The organism is Lactococcus sp. LG1074, from assembly GCF_017309525.1.
Lineage (GTDB): Bacteria > Bacillota > Bacilli > Lactobacillales > Streptococcaceae > Lactococcus > Lactococcus petauri.
This window is the reverse complement of record NZ_CP071293.1, coordinates 205,693-218,242: the sequence shown is the minus strand read 5'-3', so window position 1 is coordinate 218,242 and position 12,550 is coordinate 205,693. Positions and strand designations below refer to the sequence as shown.

Genomic DNA, 12,550 nt, shown 5'->3' with positions numbered 1-12,550 from the left:
TATAACTTGACTATTATATCATACTTTTAAAGATGTAAATGCTTACCTTTTTTATTTTTTTTAAAATTTTTTTTAGCATCAAAAGAACCAATAAAAAAGCACTCCTTGAAGCACTTTTTATTTTTCCAATTTGAAGAAAGGAGAATCTTCTTTCAAATAATGTTTACCAGAGGTTAAGTCATATTGTACCAACTTCAAATCTTCCATACGTTTGCTTTGCTCTTCTGTCAAGGTTACTGTTGAAGATAGAGGCGAGTTATAGGCTGCCGGAACTTCCCACATCACATCTGACAAGAGAGCATAGTAAGGTGAAACTTTGGAGCCTGTTGCTTCAAATAAAGCTGGCGTAAAGGTTGCTGAACTTAAGTCCACTTGTTTATTGGTAGTGTTTCCTTTATTAGTCCAGATAAAGTAATCTGTCTTATAAGCATTTAGTGGATCCTCTTTGAAGCCAGCATAGTCAGAAGGAAAGACATTTGACAAGTGGTCGCCATAGAAAACCAGAGTAATTTTTTTATCAATCTTCTCAAGTTCTGTCAAGAATTCTTTGGTTGCATTATCTGTATCAGAAATCTTACGAACATAATTCTCCAGAAGTTTATTTTGCGCTTCGGAATAACCTTCGCCTGAAGCTGTGATAGTAGAGGAGCCAGAATAGCTCGTATATGGCATATGGTTTTGCATGGTCAAAACACTAAAGAATTGTGATTTAGAGGGATCAATTTTCTCTAAAACATCTCTATAAGTTTGAGCATCTGAAACCTTGCCATCGAGTGTTTCTTGGTTAGTTAATAAATCAGCTTTGTCTGTGCCCGAGAGCGCATAGAAATGATCGAAACCAAGTTTACTATAGATTGAATTACGATTATAATTGGTTGCATTTTCTGGATGAAGCGCAATCTTATTTGGGAAGTAATTCGAAATAGAAGGAATAAACAGCATACTTGGAAAAACATCAGAATTAATCGTAGAAATATTACTTGAAAAATTAACTTTCGGAAGTCCACTTAAAGTTTGTGCTTCCATATTGGCAGTTCCACCAGCAAATCCATTTGAATACATCAAACCACCGGTTGCATTTGCCTTAATTTCATCAATATTTTTCAACGGATTTTCTGATAAAGTTGCGCCTTGGACACGGTTGGGATTTGATAAGGATTCACTTAAAAGATAAATAACCGTTTGATCCGTGATGTGCGAGGAGCGATTTTTGTTGATTTTCTCCGCTTCATCGCTATACTTTTCAACAATCTCTTGTATTTTGGCTTGACTGTAACCTTCTGGCTCATCCATCGCTTTACCAAATATTTGCTTCACCCAAACATAGGAAAGGGACTTGGCACGCGCAATATTTGGTGAGCCTTTCCATAAAATATCTCCATTTGAAACTTTAATATATTGTGTTAATACCGGCACATTTATCTGTTTATCTGGCGAAGTAAAATTTCGGAAGTTTTGAACCAAAGGGAAAGCAAGAACGATAAGAATAACCGCTGTCAATCCTCTTTCTTTCCAAGACATTATCTTACCCTTGAAAAATTTTCGGCTTAATAAAATGACAAGAGCTGCAAGAACTAAAAGTATTGCCGCAGCTACAGCTACCAATTTTAAATCAACGAAAGAGAGCAAAGACTTAAGATTCATTAACCATGAAAGTTCTGAAACATAGACAGGTTCTTGTCGTTCAGAAAATTTTATTGCATTTCCGACAGTGAAACTTCCAAAGATAAGGATAATAACTGCTGTAGCAATCATGTAACGATTAAGTAGTAAATAGATAGCCATAAAAATCAAAGTTAAAACTAAGATTTGGAAGAGGCTCATCCCTGCAACAACGTAACCATAGAACATAGGTCCTGATTCAACTTTCATTGATGCTTGGATAAAATAGTTGAATACCATAGCCAAAAGTAAACTGCTTGTCAAAGCCAATGAAAAGTTCACTTTGTTGGCTTTAAACGCTTGAATCCCTTTAACAATAAAATAGCTTAGAATACAAATACCAATAAAGGCAAAAAGAAAATTTCCGAAAAGACGTAAAAAGTCATCACGTCCTACGATATTATTTGCGACATAAACCAAGCGTAGATTCCCTGCAGAATTTACTGGTCCGAAGCCTGTGTTCCAAACTAAGCGTCGTGTCATATTATCAAGAAAAGCCACACTCGTCAGTAAAGCCATATAAAAATGCTCGACTTTAATATCTGCCGCAATATTGGAGACTTTTTGTAATTTCTTACTGTCAGGTATATGTGTGACCAGTCCGATAGCTAAAAGAATCACAAAAGCTAATGGAAAGTACCGCTCGACAAGAAGATTCAAATTTAAGGAAATATAATCTATGCTAAAAGCTGCATTATTTATATTCTCAACCAGAATCATCGAAAGATGAAAAAGATAATACGCAATTAAAATACAAGGAACGGCAAGAATCTTTTTCCAGTCCAATAGCTTGTTTTTTCTCCTCGAACGTCTCGTGACTTGCATCATCCAGATATCTTTATTCTTTACAAAAACAAGCGCCAGATAAGCAAGACCGAAAAATCCAACAATACGATAGGCTAAAAGTAAAAAAGTAACTGGGGTTGAGTAAGTTACCTCCTCAGGTAAAACATTAGCAAAGTTTACACTGGATAAGCCTATAAATAAGAAAATTATCGAAATTATTTGCAATATTCTGTTCTTTTTTATTATATTACTATACTTTTGCATAAGTTTCATTATAGCATATTAAACAACTTAAAAACCACTGATATACAAGCCTTTTTCTTATAAAAAGACTAACACTGAACTTTCTCCTCTGATATAATTTTGGGAAATACTCATCTTTAAAATAAAAAAAGTCCATTAGGGACTTTTCAAGTAATTTGTCAGAATATTAAACAGAAAATTGCTCCATCAACTCCACATCAGGGTATTTATCTTTAAACCATCGCATGGCAAAGTCATTTTCAAAAAGGAAGAGTGGATGATCGAAGCGATCTCGTGCTAAGATATTACGGCTTGACGACATTTTTTCATCTAAATCTTCGGGTTTAATCCAGCGGACTGTTTTGCTGCCCATTGGTGTCATGATAATTTCTGAATTGTACTCATTCTCCATCCGGTGTTTGAAAACTTCAAATTGCAGTTGACCAACCGCACCAAGCATGATTTCCCCTGTCGTATAGGTTTTGTAGAGCTGTATCGCCCCTTCTTGCACCAACTGCTCAATCCCTTTTTGGAATGATTTTTGCTTCATGACATTTTTAGCAGTCACGCGCATAAAGAGTTCTGGTGTAAAAGTTGGTAGTGGTTCAAAAGGTGTTTTAAGTTTACCTGTGGTCAGCGTGTCACCAACCTGGTAAGTTCCTGTATCGTAAACCCCAATGATGTCACCTGCTACCGCATTTTCGACATTTTCACGAGATTCTGCCATAAACTGAGTCACATTTGAAAGTTTGACTTGTTTCCCTGTCCGAAGGAGTTTTACGCCCATTCCTCGCTCAAATTCACCCGACACAATCCGCACAAAGGCAATACGGTCGCGGTGACGAATATCCATGTTGGCTTGAATCTTAAAGACAAAACCAGAGAATTCTTCACGTAATGGATCGATAATTTCATCCTCAACAGTCTTATGTCCATTTGGCTCTGGCGCATAAGTTAAGAAAGTATCCAAGAAGGTTTCGACCCCAAAGTCTGTCAAGGCCGAACCAAAGAAGACAGGTGTCAACTGACCAGCAAGCACTTCTTTTTCGTCAAATTCATTCCCGGCATCAAGTAAGAGCTCGGCATCTTCCATAGCTTGCGCATAGAAAGGATTACTTGTCAGTGGATGGCTGGCATCAATTTCACCATTTTCCCCAAACTCAATGAAGCGCTCGCCATTTTCAGGTTGATAAACTTCGATACGTTTGTTATAAAAGTCATAGAGCCCTTGGAAGTTTTTCCCCATACCGATTGGCCAGTTCATAGGCACAGAAGCGATACCCAAAATATCTTCTAATTCGCTCAGTAAGTCTAGCGGTTCACGACCATCACGGTCCAATTTATTAATAAAGGTAAATACAGGAATGCCACGGCGTTTTACAACTTGGAAAAGTTTTTTGGTTTGGGCCTCGATACCTTTGGCGCTATCAATAACCATGACCGCAGCATCAACGGCCATCAAAGTACGGTAGGTATCCTCAGAGAAGTCCTCGTGCCCTGGTGTATCCAAGATATTCACGCGCTTGCCAGCATAATCAAACTGCATAACTGATGAAGTCACGGAAATTCCACGTTCTTTTTCAATGTCCATCCAGTCCGATTTTGCAAAATTTCCTGTTTTACGTGCTTTGACCGTTCCGGCCTCACGGATTGCTCCACCAAACTTAAGGAGTTGTTCTGTTATTGTTGTTTTACCAGCATCCGGGTGACTGATGATGGCAAAGGTACGGCGTTTTTTTATTTCTTCTGCTCTATTCATTTTTTAACCTATTCTTATCAAAATATATGCCTTATTATTATAGCAAAAAAACAGGGAAACTGTTCTTTATCAATTGCTATACGGCTTTTAGGAGGTTTGTTATCTCTTTAATTCATTAAAAGGGCCACAATAATTCCTAAAATTGCTCCACCCAAGACTTGAAAAGGTGTATGACCTAGAAGTTCTTTCAAGGCTTTTTCTGCATTTATCTTAGGGTTTTCGATTGTTTTGATAATGATATTTAAAATATAAGCATGTGTCCCTGCTTGACGCCTTATTCCTTGCGCATCATACATCACGACGAATGCAAAAACAGTAGCAACAGCAAATACAGCGGAGTCAAAACCTTGCGAAAGACCTGTCGCTGTTGTCATAGAAACCACTAAAGCACTGTGCGAGCTCGGCATACCGCCTGTCGCAAAAAGCAATCGCCAATCCAGTTTACGGTAGCGAAAGATATCGACAATAATTTTGATGATTTGTGCAGCAAACCATCCCACGATGGCCGTGATTAAAATTTGGTTACTTATAATTTCAGTAAAAAAGTTCATCATCCTTCCTCTTTCCTCTTTCATTTATAAAAATACTGTGAATTACCTTAACTTCATTTTATACCATTTAAGGTAAATTCAATAATAAAATAGTCCCCAGATGCTTTTCTGGGGTTGATAAAAAAACTACACCTTTCAAGGTGCAGTTATTTTTATACCATTGCAATTTTTCTGTATTCTTCGGCTTCTTCTTCTGTCGAAAGAACAAAGTGTCCTGGCGTAATCTCACGCAATTCACGAAGCTGACCATCCAACTCTGTTGTTGGATCATAAGCTTGTGGGACACGGCTACGCTCTGAGATAGGATCCGGCGCAGGAATGGCACTCAACAAAGATTGCGTATAAGGGTGTAAAGCATTATTGTAAACCTGATCAGATGTTCCGATTTCCAGAATTTTACCCCAGTGCATCACTCCGATTCGGTCAGAGATGTATTTTACCATAGATAAATCATGGGCGATGAACAGATAAGTCAAGCCTTCTTTTTCCTGAATATCACGCATCAAGTTAACAACCTGTGCCTGAATAGAGACATCCAAAGCTGAGATTGGCTCATCAGCCACGATAAATTTAGGATTTACCGCTAAGGCACGGGCGATACCGATACGTTGACGTTGACCACCTGAAAACTCATGAGGATAACGTGTCATGTGGTCTTGGTTAAGACCAACGAGTTTAAGAAGTTCTTTGACCTTTTCTGTACGGTCTTCGTTATTCTTAGCCAACCCATTGACATCAATACCTTCAGCAATAATGTCTTTGACCCGCATTCTGCCATTCAATGAGGCTTGGGGGTCTTGGAAAATCATTTGTACTTTTTCACGGAATTTTTTCAACTCAGCACCTTTAATCTTGCTGACATCATTGCCATTAAAGTGGATTTCTCCTTTATTGATGTCGTAAAGCTTCATGATTGCACGGCCGATTGTTGTTTTACCTGAACCAGATTCACCTACAAGGCCAAAGGTTTCTCCCTCATAGATATGAAAGGAAACGTCATTAATGGCTTTATTAACATTCTTTTTTCCTTTGTTGAAAACCAGGTCAACACCTTTGAATTCGACAAGTTTTTTTCTTTCTTCAGTCATTATTCAGCATTTCCCTTCATTTTCATTTTTTCCCAACGGGTCCAGCGTTGTTGGATATTTTCAGATGGCAGAACTTTTGGTGAGCGTTCATCTAAGAGCCATGATTTTACTTGATGTGTTGGTGACACTTCAAAATAAGGTGGTTCTTCTTCAAAGTCGATTTCGAGAGCGTGTTGGTTACGCAAGGCAAAAGCATCGCCTTTAGGGGGATTGAGTAAGTCTGGAGGTGTCCCTGGAATGGAAACCAAACGTTCAGCATCAGTATCCACCGTTGGCATAGAATCGAGAAGTCCCCATGTATAAGGATGTTGTGGATTATAGAAGATTTCTTCTACTGTTCCATACTCCACAATCTCGCCTGCATACATCACGGCCACACGATCAGCAAAACCAGCCACTACACCCAAATCATGGGTGATAAAGATAATTGATGATTCGATACGCTGTTGAAGCTCTGACATCATTTGCATGATTTGCGCTTGAATAGTAACGTCCAAAGCTGTCGTTGGTTCATCTGCGATAAGAATTTCTGGATCAGCTGCAAGCGCGATGGCAATAACTGCACGTTGGCGCATCCCTCCCGACCATTGGTGTGGATAGTCATTAATGTGCTGCTCACTTTGGGGAATCCCTACAGCCTTCATCAATTCCAAAGCTTTTACTAAAGCTTCTTTCTTCTTCATTCCTCTGTGCTTGATCAATGGCTCAGCAATTTGGTTACCAATACGCATGGTTGGATCAAGCGAAGTCATCGGATCTTGGAAAATCATCGAGATTTCATTACCGCGAATCTTTTGCCAATCTTCTTCTTTGATGTCTAAGAGATTACGCCCTTTAAAGAGAATCTCTCCTTGAGGGATTTCGGCATTTGCTGCATTGAGGCCCATAAGCGTTTTCGTAGTGACAGATTTACCAGAACCTGATTCACCAACGATAGCTAAGGTTTCCCCTTTTTTCAAATCAAACGAAACATCACGGATGGCTTTGACCTTCCCAGCATATGTTTTGAAATGAACATGCAGATTTTTTACTTCAAGTACTTTTTCTTCTTTTTCAGTCATTTTACTTCCTCATTTCTTAGTCTTGGCCTGATTTTGGATCGAAAGCGTCACGTAAGCCGTAACCAAAGAGGAAGAAGGCGAGTGACAGGAGAGACAAGACTACTGCAGGTACTGCAACTTGGAATGGATAGAATTGCAAGCTTTGAATACCATCTGAAATCAATGAACCTAGCGATGCTGTTGGTGGTTTAACCCCCAAGTTAATCGCCGAAAGAACCGCTTCAAAGAAAATTACCGATGGAATATCAAACATAATTTGTACGATAATAACACCTAACATGTTTGGAATAAGGTGTTTAACCATGATTTTGAACGGGCTGGCACCTAAGGTCTTCGCAGCAAGAACAAACTCACGTTCCTTAAGAGACAGGGTCATATTCCTTACCTGCCGGGCGATACCTGTCCAGATAAAGAGACCAATAGCAAGGACGATTGAAACAATACCTTGCCCAAGTAGGAGACCAAACATGGTTACAATAACCAAACTTGGAATAGAGCTGATAATCTCAATGATACGTTGCATGACCGTGTCCACTTTTCCGCCAATCCAACCGGAGATTAAACCATAAGTAATCCCGATCAGTACGTCAAAGACGATAGAGGCAAAAGCGATAATCAAGGAAATACGCAAACCAACGATTGTACGTTTAGCAATCGAACGTCCTAAAGAGTCTGTACCAAAGATAAAAGATTCACCTTCTGGGACATTTTGTACTTGGTACAGGTCTTCTGCGATTGTGCTTCCTGGTGCTGCAAAATTACCGTTCCAACCAGGAATATTTACATTTCCTAGCTTAGGGGGTAAGTTTTTATAGGTTTGAACCGCATTCGGATCAAAGTTATTGGCTGCTGATTGTGGGACAAAAAATGTTGAAACCACAGAGAACAACAGAGTGAAGATAACGACAACCATCGCTACCATTGCTACTTTATTTTTCTTAAAACGTCGCCATGCATCTTGCCAAAAAGTGAGGGCAGGTTTTGCGATCATTTCACTCGCTTCAAAATCACGGTTTGTTACAAGTTTAAATTTGCTGTTAATATTTTCCATTTTCTCCCCTCCTTTCTAGTCCAAACGTACACGTGGATCAACAAATGCTGTAATAATATCGGTGATCAAAATCATCGCCATCAACATTACGGCATAGACAACTGTAGTACCCATGATGACAGGGAAGTCCTTTGAAGGAATCGACTGTACAAACTGTTGACCGATACCAGGAATCGAGAAAATTGACTCGATAAGGACAGAACCTGTCAAGAGCCCGGCACTCATTGGGCCAATAAGTGTCAGCATTGGAATCAATGAGTTACGGATCGCATGTTTCCATAAGACTTCACGATCAGATAAACCTTTGGCACGTGCCAGGAGGATATAGTCTGATGAAAGCGACTCAATCATCTGTGCACGGACAAAACTCATGACCTGTGACATTGGAGCAAAGGAGAGCGCAAGCGACGGTAAGATAGTCTGCGCAAACGTTCCCCAGCCTGATACTGGAAGAAGTTCCCAAGTGTAACCAAAGTAAAGGAGGAGTAAAGTACCTACGATGAAGGAAGGTACTGAGAAGAAGACTGTAGAAATGATACTCAAAAGTCCATCGACCCATGTATTTTTAAAGCGGGCAGCAACAACACCAAAGAATGTTCCGACAACGACACCGATAATCAAGGCTTGGAAACCAAGTTGTGCTGAAACCGGAAGACGTTGTGCGATCATTGTGCTTACAGGTTGGTTGGCAAAGGTAAATGATGTACCGAAGTTACCCGTGAAAGCATTTTGGAGATAAATGAAGTACTGCACAATAAGAGGTTTATCTAAACCATATGCAACATTTAGTTGTTGAATTTGCTCTGGGGTTAATTTGGGGTTATTAAAGGGTGTTCCTGGCATTACCTGCATCAGGAAGAAAGTCGCTGTAATAACCACAAATAATGTTAAGAGCATCAATAAGATACGTTTTACAAGATATTTAGCTAACATATAAAAATTCCTTAATAAAAACACGAAAAGTAGGCCTCATAAGCCCTACTTATTCGTTTGATGTTAGTGCCTACTATTTTTCGATGTAAACACCTTTGAGATCGTAAGACAAACCTGTTGAGTTGAATTGCAAACCTTTAAGGTGTTGGTTACGGAGCGCTGGTGTTGCACGGTAATACAATGGGTTGATGCTTGATTCATTAAAGAGTGCTGCTTCAGCATCTTTATATGCTGCATCACGTGCTTTGTCATCCAAGACTACTGGCAATGTTGATGCTTTTGTCCAAGCTGCTTGATATGCAGGATTTACAAATTTACCATCGTTATAACCTGAGCCATCTGCAAAGAGTTGCAAGAATGTTGATGGTTCAGCGTAGTCACCACCCCAGAGTGAAAGAACAATATCAAAGTTTTGGTTTTGTGAATCTTTCAAACGTTGTTGGAAAGGTACGATTTTTTGAGTAAGTGTCAAGCCTGGCAATGTTTTAGAAAGTGAAGCTTGCAAGAAGTCAGCGACTGATTTTGATACAGGTGCATCAGCATCGGTTGTGTACTGAATGTTCAGTGATGTAACACCAATTTCTTTCAGACCTTTTTCCCAAAGTTCTTTAGCTTTTGCAGCATCGAAGTTGTAATCTTGTTTTGCAAATTCAGCAAAGTCTTTACCATCTGCTGTGACAGACATACCTGCTGGTGTGAATGTTTGTGCTACTGTACCCGCTGGAATGAATTGATCAACGATACTCTTACGGTCAGTCGCAAGATTCAAAGCATCACGGATATTTTTATTTTGCAATGCTTTAGCGACTTCTGGGCTTGTTGTACCACCGCCTGATTGGTTATATTGAAGGTAAGCTGTAGTTGCTTCTTTCAAGACAACAAGATCTTTACCATCATTGTAACCTTTATTAGCATTGTATAAGTCCATCGTACCTAAGCTGGCTTGGTCCAATTTTCCTTGTTTGAAGAGTTGAACCGCTGTATTCGGGTTAGATTGAACAGTGTAATCAATTTCGTCTGATTTTACATTGTCTTTGTCATAGTAATCTGGGTTTTTCACAAGAGAATAACTGTTGTTTGTCCCTGTCCAACCAGCATCTTTTTTGAAGATGAATGGTCCAGAGTAAACGACTTTATCAGATGAAGTTCCATATTGTTTACCAAATTCTTCAACAGCTGATTTGTTTACAGGGTAGTAAACGCTGTTTGCCAAGAGGAATTTAAAGTATGGTGTTGGTTGTGTCAAAGTAATCACCAACTCGTGGTCGCCATTAGCTTTTACACCCAACTGATTGAGGTCTTTAATCTTACCTGTGTTAATTTCATTGGCGTTCTTGATGTTACCAAGCAAGTAAGCGTATTGTGAACCTGTTGCAGGGTTTACAGCACGTTGCCATGAATAAAGGAAGTCTTTTGCTGTCAATTCATCGCCGTTTGACCATTTCAAGTCATCACGCAAAGTGATGGTATATGTTAAGCCATCATCAGAGACTTTAATATCTGATGCCATCGCGTTTTGCGCCACACCTTTGTCATCTACACGTGTCAATCCTTCTTGGGTATTCCCGATGAAGAGGTTTGAGTAAGTGTCTGTAGCCAAGCCCGAATCCAATGTAGCAATATTTGTCGGAACGGAAAGTTGTGGGTTAGCTGTCTTAGAGCCACCTCCGCCATTTCCACATGCTGCCAAGAGCCCGACCGAAGCCAGGGCAAGTGTTCCTAATGATACTTTTTTCCAATTATCCATGTAACATCCTCTTTCTGTTTGACTTATCCGACAATTTGCATTTGTTTATTATTGTCTGAAAATTTATTATGTTCTCTATTATACTTAATTCAATCTGAATTGTAAAGACTTTTCTACATATTTTTTCTAAATTTTTGCCATTTAATTTTTTTATACGTCATTTCCGAACATTATCTGACAATTTCACAATATAATTTTGCTCTTAGCACAATACTTCTTTAGAAAAAGAAAAAAGCGAGGCTAATTCTCCTCGCGTATTATCATTCTATTCTGCTAATGCAGAAAGAATGATAATAAAAAAGCACTTGCGTGCTTAGTTTTGTAACTCTTCAACGATTGTTCCTAATTTCATGCTGTTAGATCCTTTGAGTAAAAGTTGATCTTGAGGTTGAAGCGTGTTTTGGAGTGTCTCCGTCAATTGGTTAAGGTCGGTAAAGTACGATACTTTATCTTCTGGTAATTCTGCTAGCAAATATTTCATCAAGTCACCATAGAGATAAACGTGATCCATTTTCGAGAAATCAATTGCTGCGGCAATTCCTGCGTGAAGTTCTGGAGCTTGATCACCTAGTTCGAGCATATCAGCAAGAACAGTGAGTTTCCGTCCACTTTCATTTTTAGGTATGGCTTGGAAGGTTTCCAAGATAAGCTTCATGGCCGTTGGGTTAGCATTGTAAACATCACTAAGAATATCTGCGCCATTACTTGCCTTCTTCCACTCTGTACGGTTACGTGTCAAGGCAACATGAGACAGGGCGTGCTTGATTTTGGTCTCATCAATGTCAAGCAGCTTACCCACATAAGCCGCAAGCATTGCGTTAGTTGCATTAAATTTACCCGGCACCGGAATTGTAATTTCTTCGTCTAAGAAGTTTGTTGTGAAACTGAGTTGATCCTTGTGTTCGATAAGCTGTGTAACAAAAATATCCTCATCTGGTCCAAAACGGGTAATTTTTGTGTCTGCTGGTAAATACTTATTAATAATCTTATCTGCAGGCACAATAAGTTCACCATCTGGGCGCAAGCCCGCTTTAATTCCAAGCTTTCCTTCAGCAATTTTATCGCGTGTACCGAAAAATTCCAAATGTGATTCACCAATAAGCGTAACAAGAGCAATTTTAGGCTTAGCTATTTTAGATAGAAGGTCAATATCCCCCAGACGATCCATGCCCATCTCCAATACGATTTTTTCAGTATCGTCAGGCATATGAAGAATGGTATAAGGCATTCCAATTTCGTTATTATAATTGCCTTGTGTCTTATAGGTTTTATATTTTTCCGAAAGTACAGCCTGAATCATATCTTTGGTTGTGGTTTTCCCGTTTGATCCCGTCACAGCGATAACTTCTACTGCTATTTTTTCTAGATAATACTGGGCTAATTTTTGGAAAGCTTCTAGACAATCCTCAACACGTAAATGGGGCTCGGCTACTTCTTGTTCAGCGAATGTCGCAAGAGCACCTTGTGCAAAGGCTGTCTCAATAAATGCGTGACCATCTCTTGCACCTTTAAGTGGCAAGAAAAGATCACCTTCTTGGATTTTGCGGCTGTCAAACTCAATATTATGAATTTCTGTATCTGCCAGTTCTGACCAATTATTTGTTGCGCCGACAATGCGGGCTATTTCGTGTAGTGTTAGTTTCATGATGAGTTTATTATATCAAAAGTC

Annotated in this window: 9 protein-coding genes; all 9 read right to left on the bottom strand. The window is 39.3% G+C overall.

Annotation, left to right across the window (positions count from 1 at the left end; all coding sequences use genetic code 11):
* Window positions 1-117 precede the first annotated feature (117 nt).
* On the bottom strand, window positions 118-2,712 hold the full coding sequence (locus J0J36_RS01085) for an LTA synthase family protein (protein WP_242520625.1): 2,595 nt from the start codon (window positions 2,710-2,712) through the stop codon (window positions 118-120).
* A gap of 166 nt (window positions 2,713-2,878) precedes the next feature.
* On the bottom strand, window positions 2,879-4,450 hold the full coding sequence (locus J0J36_RS01080) for a peptide chain release factor 3 (RefSeq protein ID WP_003133826.1): 1,572 nt from the start codon (window positions 4,448-4,450) through the stop codon (window positions 2,879-2,881).
* 107 nt (window positions 4,451-4,557) lie between these two features.
* Window positions 4,558-5,001 carry a divergent PAP2 family protein gene (locus J0J36_RS01075; protein ID WP_003133825.1) on the bottom strand — a complete coding sequence of 148 codons (444 nt, stop codon included), beginning with the start codon at window positions 4,999-5,001 and terminating at the stop codon, window positions 4,558-4,560.
* Window positions 5,002-5,153: 152 nt separating this feature from the next.
* Window positions 5,154-6,089: an ABC transporter ATP-binding protein gene (locus J0J36_RS01070; protein ID WP_003133824.1), complete on the bottom strand. Its 936-nt coding sequence runs from the start codon at window positions 6,087-6,089 to the stop codon at window positions 5,154-5,156.
* Window positions 6,089-7,150, bottom strand: a complete 1,062-nt coding sequence (locus J0J36_RS01065) for an ABC transporter ATP-binding protein (protein WP_153924382.1) — start codon at window positions 7,148-7,150, stop codon at window positions 6,089-6,091. Before J0J36_RS01065 ends, J0J36_RS01070 begins: the two co-directional genes overlap by 1 nt.
* Before the next feature lie 16 nt (window positions 7,151-7,166).
* The gene (locus J0J36_RS01060) at window positions 7,167-8,201 is read right to left on the bottom strand and encodes an ABC transporter permease (protein WP_003133820.1); all 1,035 of its coding nucleotides are present in this window, start codon (window positions 8,199-8,201) and stop codon (window positions 7,167-7,169) included.
* 15 nt (window positions 8,202-8,216) lie between these two features.
* A complete protein-coding gene (locus J0J36_RS01055) occupies window positions 8,217-9,134 on the bottom strand; it encodes an ABC transporter permease (RefSeq protein WP_003133819.1) in 918 nt (305 codons plus the stop codon).
* Between the two features lie 73 nt (window positions 9,135-9,207).
* Window positions 9,208-10,881: a peptide ABC transporter substrate-binding protein gene (locus tag J0J36_RS01050; RefSeq protein WP_019291402.1), complete on the bottom strand. Its 1,674-nt coding sequence runs from the start codon at window positions 10,879-10,881 to the stop codon at window positions 9,208-9,210.
* Between the two features lie 313 nt (window positions 10,882-11,194).
* Window positions 11,195-12,526 (bottom strand): UDP-N-acetylmuramoyl-tripeptide--D-alanyl-D-alanine ligase, encoded by a 1,332-nt coding sequence (gene murF / locus J0J36_RS01045; RefSeq protein WP_019291403.1) that lies wholly within the window; start codon window positions 12,524-12,526, stop codon window positions 11,195-11,197.
* Window positions 12,527-12,550: the final 24 nt, after the last annotated feature.

Bases quoted from the DNA above. Each gene is read 5' to 3' on its own strand.
- J0J36_RS01065 (WP_153924382.1), bottom strand. From the start codon at position 7,150: ATGACTGAAAAAGAAGAAAAAGTACTTGAAGTAAAAAATCTGCATGTT.
- J0J36_RS01085 (WP_242520625.1), bottom strand. From the start codon at position 2,712: ATGCAAAAGTATAGTAATATAATAAAAAAGAACAGAATATTGCAAATA.
- J0J36_RS01080 (WP_003133826.1), bottom strand. From the start codon at position 4,450: ATGAATAGAGCAGAAGAAATAAAAAAACGCCGTACCTTTGCCATCATC.
- J0J36_RS01070 (WP_003133824.1), bottom strand. From the start codon at position 6,089: ATGACTGAAGAAAGAAAAAAACTTGTCGAATTCAAAGGTGTTGACCTG.
- J0J36_RS01075 (WP_003133825.1), bottom strand. From the start codon at position 5,001: ATGAACTTTTTTACTGAAATTATAAGTAACCAAATTTTAATCACGGCC.
- J0J36_RS01060 (WP_003133820.1), bottom strand. From the start codon at position 8,201: ATGGAAAATATTAACAGCAAATTTAAACTTGTAACAAACCGTGATTTT.
- J0J36_RS01050 (WP_019291402.1), bottom strand. From the start codon at position 10,881: ATGGATAATTGGAAAAAAGTATCATTAGGAACACTTGCCCTGGCTTCG.
- murF (WP_019291403.1), bottom strand. From the start codon at position 12,526: ATGAAACTAACACTACACGAAATAGCCCGCATTGTCGGCGCAACAAAT.
- J0J36_RS01055 (WP_003133819.1), bottom strand. From the start codon at position 9,134: ATGTTAGCTAAATATCTTGTAAAACGTATCTTATTGATGCTCTTAACA.